Annotated in this window: 18 protein-coding genes; 11 read left to right on the top strand and 7 right to left on the bottom strand. The window is 72.4% G+C overall.

Going from position 1 to position 21,034, the window contains the following annotated elements; genetic code table 11:
• Nucleotides 1-289: 289 nt before the first annotated feature.
• From pheA to AC5LUJ_RS08600, 4 genes are all read left to right on the top strand, one after another.
• Nucleotides 290-1,231 (top strand): prephenate dehydratase, encoded by a 942-nt coding sequence (gene pheA, locus AC5LUJ_RS08615; protein ID WP_250286919.1) that lies wholly within the window; start codon nucleotides 290-292, stop codon nucleotides 1,229-1,231.
• Between the two features lie 743 nt (nucleotides 1,232-1,974).
• Nucleotides 1,975-3,327, top strand: coding sequence for an NsdA family TPR-like regulatory protein (locus AC5LUJ_RS08610; protein WP_493464749.1), 1,353 nt, complete (start codon nucleotides 1,975-1,977; stop codon nucleotides 3,325-3,327).
• Between the two features lie 94 nt (nucleotides 3,328-3,421).
• The gene (locus AC5LUJ_RS08605; RefSeq protein ID WP_493464748.1) at nucleotides 3,422-4,633 is read left to right on the top strand and encodes a phosphotransferase family protein; all 1,212 of its coding nucleotides are present in this window, start codon (nucleotides 3,422-3,424) and stop codon (nucleotides 4,631-4,633) included.
• 1,437 nt (nucleotides 4,634-6,070) lie between these two features.
• A complete protein-coding gene (locus AC5LUJ_RS08600) occupies nucleotides 6,071-6,370 on the top strand; it encodes a hypothetical protein (protein WP_250285895.1) in 300 nt (99 codons plus the stop codon).
• Nucleotides 6,371-6,700: 330 nt separating this feature from the next.
• On the opposite strand, the gene AC5LUJ_RS08595 is transcribed toward AC5LUJ_RS08600, so the two are convergent.
• Nucleotides 6,701-6,868 (bottom strand): hypothetical protein, encoded by a 168-nt coding sequence (locus AC5LUJ_RS08595; RefSeq protein ID WP_250285894.1) that lies wholly within the window; start codon nucleotides 6,866-6,868, stop codon nucleotides 6,701-6,703.
• A 682-nt stretch (nucleotides 6,869-7,550) separates the two neighbouring features.
• Between AC5LUJ_RS08595 and AC5LUJ_RS08590 the strand changes: the two genes are divergently transcribed.
• The 6 genes from AC5LUJ_RS08590 (at nucleotide 7,551) to AC5LUJ_RS08565 (ending at nucleotide 13,600) form a co-directional block, all read left to right on the top strand.
• Complete coding sequence (locus tag AC5LUJ_RS08590; RefSeq protein ID WP_250285893.1) at nucleotides 7,551-8,480, top strand: GNAT family N-acetyltransferase; 930 nt, start codon at nucleotides 7,551-7,553, stop codon at nucleotides 8,478-8,480.
• A 151-nt stretch (nucleotides 8,481-8,631) separates the two neighbouring features.
• On the top strand, nucleotides 8,632-9,675 hold the full coding sequence (gene folP, locus AC5LUJ_RS08585) for a dihydropteroate synthase (protein ID WP_493464747.1): 1,044 nt from the start codon (nucleotides 8,632-8,634) through the stop codon (nucleotides 9,673-9,675).
• Nucleotides 9,676-9,851: 176 nt separating this feature from the next.
• Nucleotides 9,852-10,199, top strand: coding sequence for a dihydroneopterin aldolase (folB, locus tag AC5LUJ_RS08580; protein WP_445548195.1), 348 nt, complete (start codon nucleotides 9,852-9,854; stop codon nucleotides 10,197-10,199).
• Nucleotides 10,196-10,711: a 2-amino-4-hydroxy-6-hydroxymethyldihydropteridine diphosphokinase gene (gene folK, locus AC5LUJ_RS08575; protein ID WP_250285892.1), complete on the top strand. Its 516-nt coding sequence runs from the start codon at nucleotides 10,196-10,198 to the stop codon at nucleotides 10,709-10,711. Before folB ends, folK begins: the two co-directional genes overlap by 4 nt.
• The gene (locus AC5LUJ_RS08570; RefSeq protein ID WP_250285891.1) at nucleotides 10,708-11,145 is read left to right on the top strand and encodes a DUF3180 domain-containing protein; all 438 of its coding nucleotides are present in this window, start codon (nucleotides 10,708-10,710) and stop codon (nucleotides 11,143-11,145) included. The genes folK and AC5LUJ_RS08570 overlap by 4 nt, the downstream gene beginning before the upstream one ends.
• A 667-nt stretch (nucleotides 11,146-11,812) precedes the next feature.
• Entirely contained in the window at nucleotides 11,813-13,600 is a 1,788-nt protein-coding gene (locus tag AC5LUJ_RS08565; protein ID WP_250289601.1) for a chromosomal replication initiator protein DnaA, read from the top strand.
• A gap of 357 nt (nucleotides 13,601-13,957) precedes the next feature.
• Here AC5LUJ_RS08565 and AC5LUJ_RS08560 read toward each other — a convergent pair whose 3' ends face one another.
• The 4 genes from AC5LUJ_RS08560 to AC5LUJ_RS08545 all read right to left on the bottom strand — a co-directional run bounded on the left by AC5LUJ_RS08560 (nucleotide 13,958) and on the right by AC5LUJ_RS08545 (nucleotide 18,255).
• On the bottom strand, nucleotides 13,958-15,202 hold the full coding sequence (locus tag AC5LUJ_RS08560; RefSeq protein ID WP_493464746.1) for a CE1 family esterase: 1,245 nt from the start codon (nucleotides 15,200-15,202) through the stop codon (nucleotides 13,958-13,960).
• Between the two features lie 26 nt (nucleotides 15,203-15,228).
• Complete coding sequence (locus AC5LUJ_RS08555) at nucleotides 15,229-15,990, bottom strand: hypothetical protein (RefSeq protein ID WP_493464745.1); 762 nt, start codon at nucleotides 15,988-15,990, stop codon at nucleotides 15,229-15,231.
• 260 nt (nucleotides 15,991-16,250) lie between these two features.
• Nucleotides 16,251-17,108 carry a mechanosensitive ion channel family protein gene (locus tag AC5LUJ_RS08550; protein ID WP_250283072.1) on the bottom strand — a complete coding sequence of 286 codons (858 nt, stop codon included), beginning with the start codon at nucleotides 17,106-17,108 and terminating at the stop codon, nucleotides 16,251-16,253.
• Between the two features lie 442 nt (nucleotides 17,109-17,550).
• Nucleotides 17,551-18,255: a hypothetical protein gene (locus AC5LUJ_RS08545; RefSeq protein ID WP_250283074.1), complete on the bottom strand. Its 705-nt coding sequence runs from the start codon at nucleotides 18,253-18,255 to the stop codon at nucleotides 17,551-17,553.
• Between the two features lie 224 nt (nucleotides 18,256-18,479).
• Between AC5LUJ_RS08545 and AC5LUJ_RS08540 the strand changes: the two genes are divergently transcribed.
• Nucleotides 18,480-19,190, top strand: coding sequence for a UdgX family uracil-DNA binding protein (locus tag AC5LUJ_RS08540; protein WP_250283076.1), 711 nt, complete (start codon nucleotides 18,480-18,482; stop codon nucleotides 19,188-19,190).
• A gap of 60 nt (nucleotides 19,191-19,250) precedes the next feature.
• On the opposite strand, the gene AC5LUJ_RS08535 is transcribed toward AC5LUJ_RS08540, so the two are convergent.
• Together AC5LUJ_RS08535 and AC5LUJ_RS08530 are read right to left on the bottom strand one after the other, a co-directional pair.
• Nucleotides 19,251-20,216, bottom strand: coding sequence for a L,D-transpeptidase (locus AC5LUJ_RS08535; protein WP_445548196.1), 966 nt, complete (start codon nucleotides 20,214-20,216; stop codon nucleotides 19,251-19,253).
• Entirely contained in the window at nucleotides 20,213-20,914 is a 702-nt protein-coding gene (locus AC5LUJ_RS08530) for a hypothetical protein (RefSeq protein WP_250289605.1), read from the bottom strand. The genes AC5LUJ_RS08535 and AC5LUJ_RS08530 overlap by 4 nt, the downstream gene beginning before the upstream one ends.
• Nucleotides 20,915-21,034 lie beyond the last annotated feature (120 nt).

Genomic DNA, 21,034 nt, shown 5'->3' with positions numbered 1-21,034 from the left:
CCGTAGGATCGTCGAGGTGGGAGACGTGGAGCCGGCAGAGCTGACGACGGGCCCGGTGCTGGATGCCGGGTGCCCGTTCGCCCGGTATCCAGCACCTCGTACCGTTGAGAGATCCGCTTGGGACGCGTCCGGGCTCTTCTCCTCCTGGGCACTGTCGGGGCACGGTCGGGGGCTGCCGCGATGTCCGTTGCCCCGGTGACCGGCTCCGCCATGGGGGCGCCGCCCGCCCCGGCGGTCCCGCCCCGTCCACGTGGAAGGCTGTCGGCATGACATCCGGAAGGTCGTCGGTATGACGTCAACGACGCGTCTGGTCTATCTGGGGCCGCCCGGCACGTTCTCCGAAGCGGCGCTGATGACCCTGCCGATCGCCGACGGGGCCCGGCTCGACCCGCTGCCGAACGTGGCGGCGGCACTGGACGCGGTCCGCCAGGGGGACGCCGACGGTGCGCTCGTCCCGTTCGAGAACTCGGTTGAGGGCTCGGTGTCGACGACCCTGGACGAACTGGCCGCCGGTGATCTGCTCCAGGTCACCGCCGAGGTCGTGCTCCTGATCCGGTTCGCTCTGCTGGCCCGGCCCGGGACCGTGCTCGACGCGGTGCGCACGGTTTCCAGCCATCCGCACGCCCAGCCGCAGTGCCGCCGGTGGCTGGCCAAGAACCTGCCCGACGCGCGGTGGGAGCCGTCGTTCAGCAACTCCGAGGCGGCCCGCCGGGTCCAGGCCGGGGAGGTCGACGCCGCGCTCGCCGGCGCCTTCGCCGCCCCCCGCTACGGCCTGTCGGTGCTGGCCGACGACGTCCAGGACGTCGACGGTGCGCAGACCCGGTTCGTGCTGGTCACCCGCCCGGCCCCGCCGCCGCCGCCCACCGGGGCCGACCGCACCACGGTGGTGCTGTTCGAGCGGGACGATCATCCCGGCGCGCTGCTGGAGATCCTGACCGAGTTCGCCGTCCGGGGGGTCAACCTGACCCGGCTGGAGTCCCGGCCGACCGGCGCGGGGCTGGGCCGGTACTCCTTCTCGATCGACTGCGAGGGGCATGTGGCCGAGGCGCGGGTCGGGGAGGCGCTGTCGGCGCTGCACCGCCTCTGCGCCGAGGTGCGTTTCCTGGGCAGCTATCCGCGGGCGGACGGACGGGCCGGGGCGGTGCGGCCGAGCACGTCCGACGATGCCTTCCACGAGGCCGCGGTCTGGCTGTCCGGCCTGCGCGGGGACACCCGCGGCCGAGGCCGCTGACGGATCCGCGGCCTGCCAGCAGTGACGGCCTGCCGGGTGCGCGCACTGCCCTGACCGGGAGGACGGGGGCCCTGACCGGGAGGACGGGGGCCGGTATGGCCGTGGTGGCGGCCGTCGGCTCCTTCACCCGCGTGATTCGACAGTATTCGGTCATGCATTTCTGACCGCTCTGGGACGGATATACACTTTTTGACCAGCTCTCTGGGGGTTTGCGGATCCGAGGCGGACGCGATGCCCCCGGATCGTCGTGGTGGGTCGTCCGAGGCTGGAAGGGGCGATCGAAGCCGCGGATGATTACTGTGCGTCACGTCCGGTTGGTCCAGATAGTGATCGCTTGTGTCGTGGTCCGCACGTGTTCTCTCCCGCTTCTCTGTCAGGTCGCGACACTTCGGCATTTTTTTGTGTTACCTTGAGTTACATTCTCGCTACCAAGAGGGTTCGCCCGGGTGGGCGGACGAGTTGCCTCGCCGACAGGGAGGCCAGGGAGTGCGGTAGTCATGATCGATACTGGCGAGCTGTCCCTGCCAGTGCCCCGGGAGCCCGGACCAGCGGGACCGGTGGAGCCGGTCCAGCGGGAATCCCCGTCGCGCCGGGGGCCGCGCGAACAGCCGTGTGAAGAGCCGCCGTGGGAGGAACGGCGGAAGGGGCCCGGTCACACCGCTTCCGGCCCGTCGGCCGGCTCGGCCGGCATCTGGCCGGCGCTGCCGGGTGCGCAACGGCCCGTTCCGTCCACCGCGCCGGTCATGCCGGTCGCGATCCCGGCGGCCCGTACCCCTCCGGATGATCGCTTGGATGTCCGCGCGGCACCGGCGCCGCCAGGCCACGCGCTCCCGCCAGGCCACGCGCTCCCGCCAGGGCCTGTGATCCGGCCGGGGCGGGTGGCTGCCGGGTTTCCCGCGGGCTCCCCCTCGGACGGGCAGCCCCCGCCGTCAGAGCCGACGGTGGACGCGGGCCCGCCGATGTCCGACCGCAGGCAGTTCCACCTGTATGCCGGTGCCGCCATGGTGGGCGCGCTCCTCCCCGACACGCAGCTTGCGGATCTTCTCGACGCGCACGGCACGACCGCGCAGGCCGCGATCGCCCATGCCGAGGGATGGCTGGCCGGCCTGCTCGCCACCCACGAGCACACCCCGCCCGCCCAGATGGTCACCGAGACGGTCCGGCTGCGGCACTACCTGGACCAGCTCGCCCAGCGCCAGCTGACCGGCTCCGATGCCCGCCGGCTGCGCGTCACCGCTGGCCGGGCCACTGTCCTGCATGCTGACGCCGCTTTCAAGCTTGGCCAGCCCGAGGTGGCCGGGGCCCTGGCCGCCGCCGGTTTCGCGGCCGGGGAGTGGGCCGGGGACGGCCCGTTGCGGGGGTCCGCGCGTGAGATCGGGGCGGTCGCCGAGTTCTACGGCGGCCGTCCGGACGCGGCCCTGCGGCTCGCCCAGGACGGGCTGCGGTATGTCAGCGCGGGCCCGGTGCGGGCTCGGCTGGTCTGTCAGGAAGCCCGCGCGCTGGCCGCGCTCGGTGACGTCCGGGGCGCTGCGCGCGCGCTCGACCTGGCCTATGACCTCGCCGACATGATTCCCGTGGAACATTGGGGATCTCCGGGGCCGGGCTTCGACACCTTTCACCCGGTCGAGGTCGCCTACAACGCGACCACGGCGCTGTGCCTGCTCGGGCGGTCCCGCGCCGCCGAGGAACACGCGCAGCTCGCCATCCCACGGCTGGACGCGATGAACGCGCCGGGGTTCCGGTCGGTGATCCGTCTTGATCTGGCGTTGGCGCTGGCCCGCCAGGGCCGCCTTGAGCTCGACCGGGTGTGCGCGCTGGCCACCGAGGCGATTTCGATCTCCTGGGGGCGCACGGTGGCGTCGGCGTCGAACCGGGCCGACCAGCTGCTCGCGATGACCCGGGCGCACGGGGATGTCCGGGAGGTCCGGGAGCTCGCCGCGTACGTCCGGGGATGGCAGCGGGAGGGCCGACGTCAGCCGGCCGGCCCGGACGAGGCTGCCGCCGGAGCGGGCGCCGCCGGGTCGCGGGCTGCCGTCAAGCAGGCCGCCGGAGTGACGGCTGCCAGGACAACGGCCCCCGCGGGAAGCGAGCGGTGAGTCATGGCCGGCGCTGACCCCGTACAACCTCCGTAGCATCATGATAACGGACGGTGCATATCACGTGAATCACTTGAACGGCGCACGAAGGCCGGTGAGTGGCCCGGCCGCCGGTGACGGGCGTTTCACCGTCGCCCGGGCCTGGGAAGTTCTTCGGGAGATCTGCGCGGAGGCCGGCCTGGACGGCCAGGACGCGGAAATCATCAAAGTCGCAGCGAACGCGGTTTTCCGGCTGCCCCGGGCCGGGGTGGTCGTCCGGATATCCGGGTCGCGGGCGATGGCGCACCGGGCGGACAAGGTCGTCCAGGTCGCTCGCTGGCTGGCCTGCCACGGTGTCCCGGCCGTGCGCCTGGCGCCGGGCCTGCCGGCGCCGCTGTGGATTGCTGGCACCGTGGCCACCCTGTGGGTCGATGCCGGCCGCGGGGAGCCGCTGGAGCCGCTGGAGCCGGGAGGGCCGCTGGAGCCGGCAGCCGGGGCTCCCCTGCCCGCCGTCGGCGGGGAGGCCCAGCCGCCTGCCGGGGCTCGTGGGCCGGCGGCCGGGCACGGGCCCGCGGCCAGGCGTGCGGCTCAGGGCCGGGCCGCGCCGCCGCGTGGCACGGCGATGCTCCCAGTGACCGGGCGGGCCGCGACCGGACGGGCCGCCACCGGGCGTGCGCTGCCGGAGCGTGCGGTGCCGGAGCATGCGGCGAGGAGGGGCCCAGCGGCGGGACGGGCGGCCACGGCCGGCGGCCCGCCGACAGCGGGCGATCTTGCTGTTGCGTTACGTCAGCTGCACACCCTGCCGCTGCCGGACGTTCCCCTGCCCAGTTTCGACCCGCTCGCCGACGTCCGGTCACGTCTCGCCGATGCCGAGGGGCTGCCCGCCGCCGACCTCGCGTTCCTGCGACGACTGGCCGCCCGCTGCGAGGCCGCTCTTGAAAGCGTGGTGTACGCCCTGCCGGCCGGGATCGTCCACGGCGACGCCCATCTGGGAAATCTCGTCAGAGCTCGTGACGGCAAGGTGCTGATATGTGATTTCGACGCCACCTGCCACGGGCCGCCCGAATGGGATCTGATCCCGCTGGCCGTCGGGCGGCTGCGGTTCGGCTACCCGCCGGAGCAGTATGCGGCGCTCGCCGCCGCGTACGGTTTCGACGTCATGCGCTGGCCGGGTTTCGAGGTGTTACGGGCGGTGCGGGAGCTGAAGCTGACGACGAGCGTGGTACCGGTCCTCGCGAGCAGCCCGAGAGTGGCCGCGCAGTTCGCCGTCCGTCTCGCCAGCCTGCGTTACCAGGACGAGACCGTCCGTTGGATGCCCTATTCCTGAGAGCATGACCAGCCCTGAGAAAACGTCAGGATCCTGACTGCCGTCATGGTTCTGGCGAAATATCAGGACACTGGGACCGGTCTGGGAATGCCGTTCTCGCAGGGAACGTCGCCCTGCTGCGAAGACGTCGTCTTCGCAGCGGCATTCGTCCGCTGTCGGCCGCGGCTCCCTCGGGACCGCATCCTCCGGGTTTGCCTCCGGTGCGGGTACGTCGACGAATCCACCGTTCGATGTCGCCATGTTATCGGACGGCTGTTGGTGGGTGTTCCTGGGAAGTGTCGTGATTGTGCCCACCATCCGGCGGCCGGCCCGGGCACAACGCCCTGGTCGGCGGAGCAACGGACGGCTCTGGCCGTCCGTGCGTCCGGCCGTCCGGATTCGTCGCCGCCCGCCGGTTGCCGTCCTGACGGGCCGCCCGCCAGCGCGGGTTGCGGGGCCAGGAGGGCTCTGCGGAGCCAGGCGGCGCCGAGTGGCGCCGGGTGGCGATGTCAGCGGCGGCAAGGGGCGCGTCGCCTCGGCCCCCACGGCCCGAGAGAGCACCGTCGCGCCGGATGGGTGCCCGCCGTTCGCGGGGTGCCCGTGGGGCCTGCCCGGACCGGTTCGTCGACCGCCTCGCCCGGCCCGTGCGCCGTTCCCGCCGCGGCCGTCACATCGTCGTCCGAGGAGGGTCCGTCCGTGGGGGCCTTGCGCGGGGCCCGTCCGTTGCTCGAGGGGGGCCTTCGCCCGCGGAGATCACGGGATCATGCTGCCCACTGGCGCGGGACGGTGTCCGCGTCATCCGTGGGGTAGTGGTCCGCGATGGGTCGAAATATCCGTGGCCGGCTGCTGCCCGGGCGGTCGCCGGCTGGGCCGGACGGACCCGTCCGGCTGCGTGTGACCGATTGCCGGCGGGGCGGATCAGTGCTGTGGGCGCGCTGCTCCGCCACCGGCTTCCGTATCTGTTGATCCGTCTTCCTGGGCATTTTTTGGTAATGCTTCCGGGACTGGGAAGGAAGGAAATTCGAGAAGCTTTCAGCAGACCATGAAGTATCCGCCGTGACCTGCTTGCGGAAAGTTCGCCAAATGATGGCCGGACACCTGGGTCGGATGGATTCTTATGGTACGGTCGGCACTTGGCGCGCACTGTGGGAGTGACCGGTACCGGTGCCGCGTGGCTGCCTGGCGTGACAGATTCCCGGCCCGCGGTGGCCGCGCGCGGCCGGGTCGCCGCCCGATATTTGCCCGACTTTTGGCGGAGGGCCTCCCGCTTGCGGTGGCGGACGGCCAGGGTCTTTTCCCTGGCTATTTTTCTTCTTTTGATGGTATGCCGCCATTTCGCCCTCGGGAAACCGGCGGAATTACAACCTGCGAAGTTGGCTGTTGGGGTTGACCGGGTGAGTACCCGGTGGGGTAGTGTCACTTCTCGTTCGGTCGGTATACGACGAGAGGAAAAACGTAATGGCACAGCAGCAGCAGCAGGAGCAGATCGAGCAGGAGCTTCGCCAGAACTGGCAGCAGATCCGCTACCGCCTGCTCGACGAATTCGGCCAGGTCGGCACCGCGGACCTGGACGCCGCCCGCGACGTCAACGACCTCGTGCAGCGGATCGCGGACAAGACCCACCACAGCGAGCGCTACGTGGAGACCCGTCTCCAGGAGCTCGTCGGTGCGGGTGCCGGGCAGCGCGGCCAGCAGCAGGGCGGCTTCGGCCAGCAGCAGGGCCAGCAGCAGCAGCAGGGCCAGCGCTTCGGCCGGTAGGAACCGCGTAACACGGTGGTATCCCGGCGGTCGGACACCGCTGTGTGCCGCGGAGCTCCGTGACATGGCTGAGATACGTGTCGCGGAGTTTTCCATGGCACGGGGCGTACGGTGACCGTGTCGTGCTGGTGTCCGGTCGCTGAAAGCAGCTGCTCGGGATCTCCCGGTGGTAGTTGTTCCAACCAGTCAGGTGGTCTCGTCGCCAGGTAACAGGAGGCCACCTGACTGGCTGGACGAAAGCCCGCGTGACCGTGGTTCTTCACGCGTTCGAGGAATCCTGGTCCGCGAGGAATCGGGGGCCGGCGCGGCCCCCGTGCGCGGAGCGGGCGATCAGGGGGTAAGGCTCACCAGGAGCGTCCGGTACTCGAGTAGGGCATCGATCAGCCCCAGAACGACGGCGTTTCGAGGCATCTGACCGAGCTCGGTCAGCATCGAATCCGTCTGTTCCAGGGTCGGCTGAGCGTCGACCGCGGCGACAAGGGTGACCAGTCTGCTCATGAGTAGACCTCCAACGACTCTTGGTCGTGAAGCGATTTCCACTCAGTCAGCGCGCTGTGCGGCGGGATCGCATCACGTGATGCACCTGCCAGAACGGCGTTGCGTGGCGGGTTCACCAACATTTCCGACTCCATGCCCCCTGTGAAGGGCCCCTGCGGAGGAGCCCGGCCCCTTTGTCGGGCAGCGATACGTCCGATCTTACTGTAAGAAACGTAGAACCTCGGTGTTCCCGGCGGGTTGAGCTTCCGTTACGGCGAAGTAACAAAGTCTGCTCTTCCGCCGGCCGTCCCGGTAGGCCGCACGCTGTCACGCTAATGCCGTCACGGCAATGCTGTCACGCTAATGCGTTGAATAGCCGGTCGGGTGACCGGTATGTACCCCGGGCGTGTCGATATCCCGGCGCTGCGTATCCGGCACGGCCGCGCATGGTGATGGCGGGGCCGGACACGCCTGCCGGTTGTCGCCTGCCGGTTGCCATCCGCGGTTGTCGCCGTGGCGGGACGCGCACCGGGCCGGCGCGACCGTCCGGAGCCCGTCCGGAGCCGGGCCGGGGACCGGTTGGAGACCGGGCTGGGGAAGGCCGTCGGAGGCCGGAACCCGGTCCGCTCGCGTGCTTCACCCGGTAGCCTCGGACGGGTGGTCAGTACGGGTTTGTTCCCGGGCGGCAAGTGGCGATCACGGCATGGCTGCTGAACCGGTCGGCGACCCCGGCCAGGGCCCGGCTGTCCCGGACGCGCTGGTGGCGCCCACGGTGGGCGAACCGGTTGACGGTGACCTCAGCCGTGAGCTCGAGGATCTGGCGCATCGCGCGTGGCCGCCCCTGCGCGAGCGGCGGCTGGGTGGCTGGGTGCTGCGGGAGTCGGCCGGCTCCTCCCGGCGCGGTAACTCCGTGTGGGCCCGCGGCGACGTCGGTGACGTCGCCGACGCCCTGAACGCGGTCGGTGATTTTTACGCTACCGCCGGTCTGCCACCGACGCTCCAGATCACACCGGTGTCCCTGCCCTCGGACATCCACGAGGCGCTGGACGCGGCCGGTTTCGACGACACCGGGCCGACCGACGTCTGCGTCGCCGGCCTCGAGGAGATCCGCGAACGGCTGGCCGCCGGGCCCGCCGGGTACGTCCCCCTCGGCGCCGTCGGCTCCCCGTCCACCAGCGCTGACGGGTCCACCAGCGCTGACGGCCACCGGATGATCCTGCTCGACACTGTCGGTGATGTCTGGCTGGACGTCGCCGGCCAGGTGCTGGCGACCTTCGCCGGCCAGCGGGCCGGCACGCTGGGGGTGCTGGCGAACCTCACCGTGCCCGCGGCGTACGTCCTGTGCGTGCTGGACGGCGTGCCGGTGGCCGTGGGCCGCGGCACCGTGGACGGCGACTGGCTGGGGATCTACAGCATGGCGACCGTGCCGGCCGCGCGCGGCCGGGGAGCCGCCCGCGCGGTGCTCGCCGGGCTGGCGGACTGGGCGGCCGAGACGGGCGCGTCCCGTGCCTACCTGCAGGTCGAACAGACGAGTACGGCGGCCCGCCGGCTGTACGCCGCCCTCGGGTTCCGCCCCGTCTACCGCTACTCCTACCGCCGGCTGCACACCACCGCCACCGGCGCCCCCAGGTGAACGACCGGCGTCATCGGCCGTGCGGCATCGTCGGCACGGTCGTCCGGCCGCCGTGCGCGAGGGGCCGGCGGCCCCCCTGTCCCGCGGCCGGCCGTCCGGGGCACCGCCCGCGTCGACCGGTATCCAGCGGACACGGCCTAGCGTAGGGGGCATGACGTCCATGCAGGCCAGCCGTGGTCTTCTGGAGCCGCTGGGCCGTACCCGCGTGATGGGTGTGGTCAATGTGACGCCGGACTCGTTCTCCGACGGGGGTGCCTATCCGACCGCGGTCGACGCGGTCCGGGCCGGTCTGGCGATGGCCGCCGAGGGCGCCGACATCGTCGATGTCGGGGGCGAGTCGACCCGGCCCGGCGCGGGGCGGGTCGATCCGGCCGAGGAGCTGCGCCGGGTGCTGCCGGTGGTGACGGAGCTGGCCGCGGCGGGTGTCGCGGTGAGCGTCGACACGACCCGTCCGGCCGTCGCCGAGGCCGCGCTGGCCGCGGGCGCCGCGGTCATCAACGACGTGTCGGGTGCCGCCGACCGTGACCTGCTGGCGGTGGCCGCCGAGCGGGCGGTGCCCTACGTTCTGATGCACACCAGAGGTGTGAGCGCGGACATGGCCTCCCGCGCGGTCTACGGTGATGTCGTGTCCGAGGTCGTCGCCGAGCTGCGCGAGCGCCTCGACGTCGTGTTCGCCGCCGGGATCGCGCCCGAACGGGTGATCGTCGACCCGGGGATCGGTTTCGCGAAGGAGAGCGGGCACACCTGGGCGTTGTTGGCCCGCCTCGACGCCGTTGCCGCGCTGGGGCATCCGCTGCTGGTCGGCACGTCGCGCAAGTCCTTCCTGGGCAGCCTGCTCGCGGACGCCGACGGGCGTCCCCGCCCGGCCGGGGAGCGCGACGGCGCGACCCAGGCGACGACCGCCCTGCTGGCGGCCGACGGGGTGTGGGCGGTCCGGGTGCACGCGGTGCGGGCCGCGGCCGACGCGGTGCGGGTCGTCCAGGCATGGCGGCAGGCCCGCGAACGGCAGGCCCGGCCGGCTGATGGCGGGCCCGCGCCGGCGGAGCAGGCGCCCGCCAGGCCGGATTCCGCCGCGCCGGATCCTGGGACGCCGGATCCTGGAGCGCCGGATTCCGGGGCACTGGATCCTGGCGTCACGGATCCTGGCGCGCCGGCCCGTGGCGCGTTCCGGCTCCCGCCCACGGGTGCGGTATGACCGGCGCGTCACCGGACGCCGACGCGCCGGCGTCCGTGTCCGGCGCCGTGGTGCCCGGCACTTCTCCGTCACCCGGCGTGTCATCCGGCACGTCTTCCAGTGCGTCTCCCACGACGTCCTTCGTCACGACCGCCGCGACCCCCGCCAGGGCGCCTGTCGCGTCCAGCCGGATTGCCGTGACCGGGCTGCGAGTCCGGGGCTATCACGGTGTGTTACCGGCGGAGCGCGAGCTCGGCCAGGAGTTCGTGGTGGACGCCGCGGTGTGGCTGGACACCTGGCCGGCCGCCGCCAGCGACGACGTCACCGCCACCGTCGACTACGGGACGCTCGCCCAGACACTGGCCGGGATCGTCGCCGGGGAGCCCGTCAACCTGATCGAGACGCTCGCCCACCGGCTGGCCGACGCGTGCCTGGCCGACGACCGGGTCCTGCGGGCGGAGGTGACCGTGCACAAGCCGGCCGCGCCGGTCCCGCTGCCGTTCACCGACGTCGCGGTCACCGTCACCCGGGGCCGGTGGGCGTGAGCGGGGCCACGGGCCCGCGGCGGCCGGCACCGGCAGGCCCGGCGCCGGCGGTGCTGGCGCTGGGCTCGAACCTCGGCGACCGCCTTGCCCAGCTGCGTGCCGCCACCCGCCTGCTGGAGCCCGTGGCGGTCTCGCCGGTGTACGAGACCGCGCCCGTCGGCGGGCCCGCGCAGGACGACTACCTCAACGCAGTGCTGCTGGTCCCGGCGGCACCGCCGCGGGACCTGCTCGCCGCGGCCCGGTCGGCCGAGGATGCGGCCCACCGGGCACGGGCCGTCCGCTGGGGCCCCCGCACCCTGGACGTCGACGTGATCGCCTGCGGTGACCTGACCAGCGACGACCCGGACATCCTGATCCCGCATCCGCGCGCCCACCTGCGCGCGTTCGTCTGCGTGCCGTGGCTGGACGTCGACCCGGACGCGGCGCTGCCCGGGCACGGCCGGGTCGAGGAGCTGGTGGCCGCGCTGGACACCTCCGGGGTCCGCCGGACGCCGTGGAGCCTGGCCGGGTGAGGCCGACGCGGGCGCGGGAACTGGTGGCGGCGGCCGTGGTGGTCGGCGTGCTGGCGTACGTGTTGCTGGCCTTCACCTACCGGGATCTGCCACGGTTCCCGCGGACGGCACCGCTGTCGCTGCTGATCGTCGGGCTGGCGGAGGCGCAGACCGCCGCCATCACCCGGCGCCGGTTGCAGGGGCGTCCGGGCACGCGGCCGATCCTGCCGTTGACCGTCGCCCGGCTGGCGGCGCTGGCGAAGGCGAGCAGCCTGACCGGGGCCGCGCTCATGGGAGCCTGGGCGGCGCTGCTCGGTTACACGCTGCCACGCCTGGAGGAGTTCGGTACCGCTGACACCGACGCGGTCACCGCCGGTCTCGGGGTCGCGGCGGCGCTGGTGCTCCTTGTCAGTGCCCTCCTGCTCGAGCGGGTGTGCCGGGTCCCGAAGCCGTGACGTGCCGACTGTATGATCATGTGTAGTCATATCGGCGGTGGTGTCCGTCGCCGGCCGCCGGGAAGATCGGCGCGGGTGCGCCGTCGGGTACGTTCGTCCCGCCGGGAGGCGGGCCCGGCGGCACGCCTGTCTGGATCATGCTCTGGATGGGCGTTCGCGACTGGTGTCCGCCTTGCGTGGCCAGCGCTGCCAGGCGATCGAAAGCCCCGGTTGGCCGCGAAGAACCCAGCTGATCGAGGAGTATGCGGTCGTGGTTTCCGCGGTGCCCACAACCCGGAGTGTCCGCCCGGCGTCTGGACACGATGAGGATCCCGCGATCCGGCGTTTGTCAACTGGGCGCACGCAACGCCAGCGCAACGCCGTGGTACACCGATGGGGGGACACATGACGTGGGCGCGGATCGTGAGGAGGCCGGTCGATGGCGGACGATATGCGACGATCTGACGCATCGAACCCACGTCGAGCCATGATCGCGGACGGTGCGCCAGCGGCGGCGGACCGCCCCGACGCGGGGCCGGTCCCCACCGGCCGTAGTGACTACCCTCCGAGTTCCTACCAGAACCAGGATGCTGAGCGCTACTACAACGCCCGCCAGTATCAGGATTCTGGCTCATATCGAGATCCTGATTCTCGCCAGGGGCCTTTCTCCCCTCAGATCTCCCCTCAGATGCCCGCGGGCCCTCAGCCGGCGGCCGGGGGATATCCCCCGCCGGGGCCGGGAGCGTATCCGGATTCGCGGTCACCCGGCCCGTCCCAGCGGCCAGGCGTACCGCCGCGGGCCGGCTACGTCCGGGACGAACCGGACGCCGGCTACGGGGCCGCGGCGGGCTACCGTGCCGGGCCCGTTCCCGGTGGCTACCCGCCGGCGGGCGGATATCCGCTGCCGGGTGCTCCCCAGGCCGGCGCCCCCGACCCCTACGGGGAGCAGACCAGGCTCGCGCCGGGGGCCAGGCCGTTCGGGCCGCCACCGGTCGACCCCGCCCCACGCGCTGGGGATCCATACCGGGAGGCACCCCGTCCGCAGGCACCCCCCGGCGGTTCCGGCGGCTCCCAGCCGGGGGCGCCCGGCTCGCGGCCGGCAGGCCGTTACCAGCCCGGCGCGCCCTACCCGCCGGATGGTGCCGGGTATCCGGCGAATCAGCCCGGGCCCGGCGCCTACCAGCCGCCGGCGGCCGGTTTCGGGACGGGCTACGCCGCTGGCGGGGAGGCGTCCGCCATCCAGGACGCCGCGGCGGCGGTGGCCACGCCATCCGCACCGCAGCCATCCGCGGCACAGCCGGCCGCGGCGCAGCCGGCCCGGTACCCGCCGGATCCGCTGCCGCTCGACGAGCCGGCGCCCGGCGCCATGACGGTCTTCACGGATCTGCGGTCCAGGAAGGGCAGCGACCGTCCCGGACGCCCGGACGGTGTCCCCCCGCCCCGGACCAGGCAGGCCGGCGCCGACACGTCGGCATCGACCTCCCGCCGGCCCAGGCCGGACCGCGCCGACCGCGCCGACCGTCGAGCGGGCCCGTCGGCCGCCGAGCAGAGCACCACTGGCGAGCAGGCCGTTACGCTCCGAGCCGAGTCGGGCCGGCGCCGGGACGACCGGGACGACCGGGACGACCGGGACGACCGGGACGACCGGGACGACCGGGACGACCGGGACCGGAGCGACTCCCGGCCACCAGGCCGGTCCGCGAGCCGATCCGCGAGCCGGTCCGCGAGCCGGTCCGCGAGCCGATCCGCGGACGGGTCCACGGCGGACGCGGGAACGCGCCGCGGTCGTTCCCGCGATGCCGGCGGGCTCCCCTGGCTGCTGCGCCGACTGGTGTACGCGGTGGTGATCCTCGGTGTCGCCTTCGCCGTCGGGGGCGGGGCCGGGTTCGTGTGGCAGAAGATCGGCGCTCGTGGGGACGGTGCCGCCGCCGTCACGGCCCGGCCGTCCGGGGCGCCTGACGACCAGGCCGGCGCCACCGCGGGGCCCGGGGCGCCCGCGAGCCAGCCGCCGGCCACGGCGGCCGTCCCGCCGGACTGGGCCGCCGTCACCGACGCGCAGCAGAAGGCGACGTTCTCCCACCCGGCGGCCTGGCAGCAGCGCCGGGACAACACCGCGGTCTTCTTCGTCGAGCCGCCGGTGGGGAACGCGCGGTCCGGCGGCCCGCAGATGGTCGGTGTCGCCCGGGTCGCCGGGACGGACCAGGCGGCCGCGCTCACCGCCGTCCAGGGCTCGGAGTTCGCCATCCAGCCCGGCGTGACCAGGGAGACCACCCGGACGGTGGCGGATCCCGGCGGCGGGCAGGCCCAGGAGTGGGTTGGCTCGTACCTGCGCGAGGGGCAGCGGGTCACCTATGTGATGCGGGCGGTGCCGGCCGGGGAAGCGGTCTACGTCCTGATCGCCCGCTCGTCGTCGCAGTCGGCGGCGACCGCGGCCACGCTGCTCGAGAGCCTGCGCGCCTCCTTCCGCCCGGCATGACCCGGCTGCCCGGGACGGCCGTCCGGAACGCCCGAGCGCACCGGGCAGGCCGCGGAGCGCTCTCGAGTACGGTCACCGCTGGTAACGCTTTGGTTTTGTTGAACGCGGGGGCCGGAAACAAGCGGCTGTAACAGCAGCTGTTTTGTTCCTCATTGCGGTGAGCTGGTGCTTCCTGAACCGGGCAGCGTTACCCGATCGACGCTTCGGCTGCCGCCGCGCACACCGTCCCCGCATGACGGAGGGGCCTGTCGTGATACGAGAACCCACTGTCATTGTGTATCCGTTGTTAATTTCTGCTGTTGGGGAATTATTTCTCTGTTGTTTCCGCGGGCGACGACCGGTGGCCGTCGGGCCGGCCTACAGGTCGGGCCCGGCGGCGGACGAGTGCATCGGGGCGAGCAGCCGCCAGATCACCTCGGCGGTGTCGAAGTGTTTCGGGCCGGTGGCGGGTGGCCAGCCGTGGGCGAGGCCGGGGAGCAGGAACTCCACGATCCGGCTGCCGGACGAGCACACCGTCTCCTGCCTGATCGCCGTGTACCCGTCGCGGGCGGCTGTCGCGGCACCGGCCCCGGAAGCGTTCGTCCCAGTGCCGTCTTCAGCGCCCGCTGGTGGGGCGAGGGCCGCGACGGCCTGGCCGGCCGGCGCCTGCTGTGCGCCCCCGCCGGCGCCGGCCGGGCCGGCGGCCCTGTCCTGCGCGAGGCCGACCAGCTGGCCGCCTGCCGCGCTCCCGACGGCGATACCGTCGCCGCCGACCGTGAACGTGTCCCGCGGCAGCGACGGTTCGGGGCAGCCGGCGCTGGCCCGGAAGGGCGACAGGCTCTCCCGCGCCGACCGCAGCGGCGTCCCGAGCGTCTCGGACCAGGCCTCGCCGGCATACGGGACGCGCTCGTCGAGCTGGCCGTGGATGGCCACCACGGTCACCGGTTTCGCCGGCGCGCAGCCGGCCGTCTGCAGGCTGGCCGCGACCACCGCGATCCCGGCGATCTCGCCGGCATGCTCGCAGGCGTAACGGTAGGCGATCATGCCACCGTTGGAGAAACCGACGAGGAACACCCGTTGCCGGTCGATCGGGTAGTGCTGCTCCAGATGCGAGATGAGCGCCCGTAGCCATCCGACGTCGTCGACCTGCTCGGCCGCGGACCGTCCGCAGCAGGTGCCCGCGTTCCAGGAGGTGTTGAGCGCGTCGGGGTAGGCCACGGCGAACCCGGCGCTGCCCGTGAGCGCCTCGAAGCCCCACAGCGACTGGGGCTCCGTGCTGTCGTTGTCCAGGCTGTGCAACGCGATGACGAGCGGGAAGGGCCGGGCGGCCGTGACGGCCGGCAGCGTCAGGCGTAACGGCGTCGTGCGTCCCGACCGTTCGTAGGCGTCCGGCCCGGCTGTCGGGGTGGGCACGATGATCCTGAGGGTGGTCGGGGAGGGGGTCGGCAGGACGCGGTCGTAGAGGGCCGCGCACCCCCCGGCGCACAGGGCCAGCATGGAGATGAACACGACGCAGCAGGCCAGCGGGCTACGGCGCGGCAGGCCGCGGCGGCGGGGCGAGCCATGGCGGCGGCACTGGGACAACGGCGGGCGGGGCGGACGGGAGGGCGGCATCACACCCATTTTGTCCTGTTGGTGACAGAAGCCCGTCACCGGTGCCGGCGTTGACTCCCCCGGATGGCTCGAGTTCCGCGCGTGATGTCCGCTTCGCGGTCCCGGCCGACGAGCGGTATGACTCTCGCGGACGGCAGAGGCGCGGACGGTAATGAAGCGCTGGGACGGGCGGATGGCGCGGCGGACACGGCAGGAGCCGCGGGAGAAGGACGGCCCGTGACGGTCCCGGTCGCTCCGGTGATCCCGGTAGGGGATCCGGCGGGAGGCCCGCTGGCCCCGCCAGCGGGCGCGGTGGCCGCGGGAGTCCCCGGGCGGGCCGAGTCCCTGGGCGGCCGCGCCCCGATGGTGGGTGTGGGCCCGGACACCGTACGACCGAGATTCGTTCTGGATCCGGATGCCGAACGGCCCAGGCCAGCGCCGGAACCGGGCACCGAGCCGGTGTTCGGCGCCGTCCCCGTGACCTGCTCCCGCTCCGGATCCGGACCAGGCTGCCCCGTCCGCACGACGCCCAGGCGTGGGCGTCCCGCCGTGTCCAGGGGAACCTCCCAGTCCACTATGTCCGCCGTGTCCGCCGGGCCGGTGTCCGGCAGGGACTGCAGGACCACGGCGCGGTACTGCACGAACGCCTCTCGCGCGCGGCTTTCCAGGTCGTCGACCAGTCCGAGCTGTTCGCGGACGCGGCGTTCACCGGCCGGCCCGGCCGCGAGCAGGTCCGACAGGCAGCGGTCGACGGCGCGACGGGCCTGTAGCCAGACCAGGAGCAGCCGGGAGCGCTCCAGGTCTGATGGCGTGTCCACCGAGATGTCTCCCTACTTCCCGCGTGCTGCGTGACGTGCCCCGTAGTGACGTGCCCCGTAGTGATGTGCCTGTCGTGACGTGCTCCGTAGGTGGTCCTTGGCTGCCGTTGGTTGCGACTCGCTGTCGTACCAGAGTGCCTTACCCACTCCTGTCGCGCGCGTCAGTTCGTGGAACGGACACGTGTCCGTTGCGTCCGTTCTGGACTGATGTCGCTATTGCGGCGGCCTGTTGGTGTGGCGGCCGTCCCCGTATCGGAAGGTCATGGCTGGCGGGTGGGTTCGGCGTGGCCGCCGGGTTCGCCTGCGTCGTGTTGCGGAGGGAGCGGCTCGCGTGGGGTGCCCGGCCGCCTGCCGGTGCGGCCGGAGGCGACCAGGTCGCTCACGGCGACCAGCATCGGCTCCTCGGCCGCGGAGCGTGCCCGGTTGCCCTGCCATGTCGACCGGGCGCTGGCCAGTTCCTGTCCGCCGCGACGCAGGACCTCCTCCCAGCGCTGTTGCATGGGACGGATGAGCCCGCCGCCCACCCCCACGATCGTCACTCCGGTGACGGTCGCGAGAACAGCGTAGAGCATCGGTGTTGTCACGGATGTGGCAAGGCCGAGCTCGTCCAGGGCGGCCTTGCCAAAGCCGATCATGATGATGGCGGCGCTGATGCCCCCCGCCGTCCCGGCGTAGGGCAGGCCGCTGAGCGCGCTGCCGACATACCTGCGCGCGGTGGACGCCAGGGTGGCTCCGATCACGAGAACGACGCAGGCGAGCACGGTGTGTGCCAGCAGAACGGCAAGGTCGCTGATGAGGCTGCTGACCGGGTTGGCTCCGAACACGCCGAGTGCCAGCTGGAGAAATGCCAGCGCGGCGATGGCGAACGTGATCCGCATGAGGCCGGTGCGCAGGTCGGCTGCGGGGCGGCGGAGCGCACGGGGCAGCCCGCTGCGGTCGAGCAGGTTGTCGGTGCCGGCGCGGACCAGCAGACGGTTGACGGCGCTGACGATGCCACGGGCTGCCAGGCCGCCGGCGAGCACGATGAGCACGAAGGCGCCGATCTTCGGCACGCTCTGGATGACGGATGCCCACGCGTCCCGGACACCCTGGTCCCAGCCGGCAGCCTGCGGTACCAATAGTCCTCCTCCGTCCTAGGGGGCCAGAGGCGGCGTGATCGTGCTCGTCTCCCGCTGCCGTGGCCCGGCTCTCCGGGCCACGCTCAGGGCCGAGGGCGACGCGATCGCGTGTGTTTCCTGCCCGGGGCCGCGCGTTGGAGCGGCGGTCGAACGACGACGTCTGGAGCATGCCGTAGGTCCCCACAGGGGTGGCTGTTGACAGAACACCTCATACATAGCGATCGCACCATGTTGCCACACGATCGCCGAAAGTAGCTTTCGTGTAGTCCGTCCATGGATGCCCGGAGCAAAAGGGACGTCTGGGTGCCGGCGCGGCGGCGACACCCCGAGGCGGGGTGTTCCCCTCGAGGTGGAGCGCTCCGGGGCACAGCGCTCCGGGGTGACGGTAGCCCCGGCCCCCGGCCGCTGCCGACCGGCGGTCCTCTCCTGGCCGACGCGCCGCCTACTGGTTGGCGGTCTTCCGGACGATCTGCTTGGCGACCCGGTTCACGATGGCCTGGTCGGGCGCGTCGAACACCCGGCCGACCAGGAAGGAGCTCTGTACCTGGCCGGCGAAGACGAACATCACGTCGAACGTCATCGGCACCGCCGGCCCGTCGAGGGTCATCGACGCCTTCACCCTGGTCAGCGCGGTGACACCGGCCGGGGGTGTGCGCCTCGTCGTCGACAGGACCGTGAACGTGCTGCCCTCGGGCAGGTCGGCGGCCTCGGTGTACCCGCGTTTGAGCAGGTCGCCGACGCAGGAGGGGAAGGACGGATCGGCCGCTATCCGGACCGCCTCCGTTATCACCTCGGCCGGATAGACCGCCGCTACCGAGCCCATGAAGACCAGGTTGTCGTTCGTGGCGAAGTAGGGCCCCTTGGCCGAGTCCAGCGGCTCGACCCGCGGATCGGCCCCCGGCCTTCCGACGCACGACGCGAAGCCGGTCATCGCGGCCACGGAGAGGGCCCCGCGGTTGTCCAGGGACGTGCTCGCGTTGAAACCGGCGGTTTCCGGCCCCTCGGTCAGCACGTAGTCCCCCGCGTGCAGGTTCGTGCGGGCGGCGGCCGACGCGACCGGGACCGCCGGCTGCCCCGGCGTCGCGCCGCCGGCGGGCTGCCGCGATCCTCCGCAGGAGCCGGCGGCAAGCGCCAGCAGAACAGCCACGAGAGCGACGCCGAGTATCCGGACGCGCGGGCGCCGCCTGGGCCGGGACATCGCCATGAGCGTTAGTACCCCCCTGACTGCGGTGGAGCGTTCGGTGGGTTCCCGATTGGTCCAGTATGCACTGATTGCACGGAGTAATATTGCTGCTACAGCCTTCTGGGGCTGATGTGCCGCCGGGTGGGTGGCGGCACCAGCCCCACCACGGGGGATGTGAGGATGCGACCGTGACGGACGACTCTTTTCCCACTGGCACCACCACGGGTACCGGCACCGGCACCGGCACCGGTGTCCGTGGCGGGGGTGGCGCTCTGCCCTTCGTCCCGCCGGATGCCGGCCTTGCCGGGCTGGCCACGGCCGCCGCGTCCTGCCGGGGCTGTGAGCTGGCGGACCTGCCCGACACCCGGACCGTCTTCGGGGAGGGGAACCCGCGTGCGCGCCTGGTCCTCGTCGGCGAACAGCCCGGTGACGTCGAGGACCGGCGTGGCCGGCCGTTCGTCGGGCCCGCCGGCAAGCTGCTCGACCGGGCGCTCGCGGACGCCGGGATCGACCGGGCCGAGGCGTACGTCACGAACGCGGTCAAGCATTTCAGGTACCGCCGCAACGATGGGCCGCGGCGTATCCACCAGACGCCGGATGCCCGGCAGGTCACGGCCTGCCGGCCGTGGCTCGCGGCCGAGCTGAACCGGATCCGGCCGCGGCTGGTCGTCCTGCTCGGCGCGACCGCGGGGCAGGCGCTGCTCGGGCCGTCGTTCCGGGTGACGAAGATGCGCGGCCGGTTACTGCCCGGGCCGCCGGGGTCGGATGCCCAGCTGATCGCCACGTTGCACCCGAGCGCGGTGCTGCGGGTCGAGCCGGCCACTCGGGACGAGGCCTACGCCGGCTTCGTTAATGATCTTCAGCTCGCTGGGCGCATTCTGGCCGGCATGACGGGCTGACCGCCGGAGACGAAACGCCGGGCGCCCGTGGCTGTACCGACGGGCGTCCGGCGTTGTGGATCAGGTGACGATCTCCACCGGCGTGCCCAGCGGGAGCAGGCGCGCGAGCCGGGTGATGGTCTCGTTGCTCACCCGGATGCAGCCGTGGCTGACATCCTGGCCGAGCAGGTTCGGCTGGTTCGTCCCGTGAATACCGATCACCGGCGCTCGTCCCTCGAAGGAGTCGAGGGTGGTCGAGAAGCCGCTCAGTCCGAACGCGTACGGCCCGTACGCGCCGGCCGGGTTGCGGGGCTGGAGCAGCTCGGTCAGGTAGAACTTCCCGCCCGGGGTCGGGGTGTCACCCGTCCCGACGGCGGTCGGCTCGTCGACGACGACCTGCTGCTTGTCATAGACCCGCAGCCGGTGGTCCTTGCGGGCGACCACCACCCGGTAGCTGGTCTGGCTGGCCTTCACCTGGGCGTCCTTCACCCAGCCGGTGCTGCCGGCGGGCTGGACCGGCAGCAGCACCTGCCACCAGCCGGGGAGCTTCGTCACCACCAGGAAGACCCGCGGGGCGCCCGCCTCGTTCGGGTTGCTCAGCTGGGAGACCACGCTCGCGGCGATCGGCGACTTGTAGATGTCCACCTTCGGGACGACGGCGGTGACGATGGTGGACGTCCCGTCCTGGCTGGCCGAGGCCGCGGCGGCCAGCTCGCTGTGCGCCGCCTGCGGGACGGCCGTGCTCGCCGGCGCTGCCGGCGGTGTGTCCGTGGGCGAGTCCGTCGATCCGCCGCCACAGCCGGTGAAGGCGATCAGCCCGGCGAGGACGAGCGACGGGACTCCCGCGCGCCGCGGGGACAGCCGCCGCGGGGACGGCGTGCTCCTGGCCGTGGCCGCCGCCGGCACGGATGAGGATGAGGATGAGGATGAGGACACGGGCGTGCCTCCGGTGGGCGCGGTACCAGTGGGCATACCGGTGGACGAAACGGCGTGTGCCGCCACCCCAGGGGCGGGGCGACGGCACACGCGCGAACCCAGGATCATCATCCTGTGTAGTAGACCTTGTCCGTGACCACGGGGTTCGCCGGTGTGGAGACCGGTACGGTGCCGCCGGTGTCGACGTCCTGGTCGTGGCCCGAGTCCCCGCCGGGGCAGTTGGCGACACCGATGGCCGGGATCGCCTTGAGCAGGGTGCCCGACAGCAGGTCGAACGGAATGGCCAGGACGGCGTCGAGCACGTGGGTGACGAGAGTGATCACGCCGCCCGGCGGGATCTCGCCGGTGCCACCCTTGCCCTTGGTGTCATACCAGCCGAATCCGAAAGGCTTGCCAGAGGTGTTCTTCAGCTGCCACTTGCCCCCGTCGGGGCCGCAGGAGTGCAGCAGCGCCAGCGGCTGGGCCAGCAGGTTGCCCACTTTGCTCAGGTCGATCAGGCCCTGGATGTCCACCGGCAGGCCGGGAACGAGCGTGAGCAGGTTGTGCAGCGCGTCCGGCGACAGCTGCGTGATATCCGCCGGGAGGTTGGCGGGAAGGTTGGCCGGGAGGTTGGCGGGAAGGTTGGCCGGGAGGTCGGCCGGGAGCTTGGCGGGAAGGTTGGCCGGGAGGTCGGCCGGGAGCTTGGCGGGAAGGTCGGCCGGGAGCCCCGGCTGCGCTGGCGCCTGCTTGACCGCGCTCGCCACGGTCCCCTGGACGGGAGTCGAGGTCTGGTCGTCCGCCAGGGCGGCCGGGGCGGTCAGCCCGATCATCATTGATCCGATTACGCAGGCTAGAGTCAGCCGCGTCCTGCCTAAACGCATTGTGTTTGCCCCCTCAAGGCTTTTGGCATGCCGGAAGCGGGCCTGTGGCCGCTGTCACAGCAGCATGTT

Source organism: Protofrankia sp. CiP1_Cm_nod3, from assembly GCF_982290655.1.
Note: the sequence above shows the minus strand (reverse complement) of the source record. Positions and strands in the feature narration are given on the sequence as shown.

Excerpts from the sequence above, each read along its gene's own strand:
- pheA (WP_250286919.1), top strand. The coding sequence starts at position 290 with ATGACGTCAACGACGCGTCTGGTCTATCTGGGGCCGCCCGGCACGTTC.
- AC5LUJ_RS08610 (WP_493464749.1), top strand. The coding sequence starts at position 1,975 with ATGCCGGTCGCGATCCCGGCGGCCCGTACCCCTCCGGATGATCGCTTG.
- AC5LUJ_RS08600 (WP_250285895.1), top strand. The coding sequence starts at position 6,071 with ATGGCACAGCAGCAGCAGCAGGAGCAGATCGAGCAGGAGCTTCGCCAG.
- AC5LUJ_RS08595 (WP_250285894.1), bottom strand. The coding sequence starts at position 6,868 with ATGAGCAGACTGGTCACCCTTGTCGCCGCGGTCGACGCTCAGCCGACC.
- AC5LUJ_RS08590 (WP_250285893.1), top strand. The coding sequence starts at position 7,551 with ATGGCTGCTGAACCGGTCGGCGACCCCGGCCAGGGCCCGGCTGTCCCG.
- folP (WP_493464747.1), top strand. The coding sequence starts at position 8,632 with ATGACGTCCATGCAGGCCAGCCGTGGTCTTCTGGAGCCGCTGGGCCGT.
- AC5LUJ_RS08565 (WP_250289601.1), top strand. The coding sequence starts at position 11,813 with ATGCCCGCGGGCCCTCAGCCGGCGGCCGGGGGATATCCCCCGCCGGGG.
- AC5LUJ_RS08560 (WP_493464746.1), bottom strand. The coding sequence starts at position 15,202 with ATGGGTGTGATGCCGCCCTCCCGTCCGCCCCGCCCGCCGTTGTCCCAG.
- AC5LUJ_RS08535 (WP_445548196.1), bottom strand. The coding sequence starts at position 20,216 with ATGATGATCCTGGGTTCGCGCGTGTGCCGTCGCCCCGCCCCTGGGGTG.
- AC5LUJ_RS08530 (WP_250289605.1), bottom strand. The coding sequence starts at position 20,914 with ATGATCGGGCTGACCGCCCCGGCCGCCCTGGCGGACGACCAGACCTCG.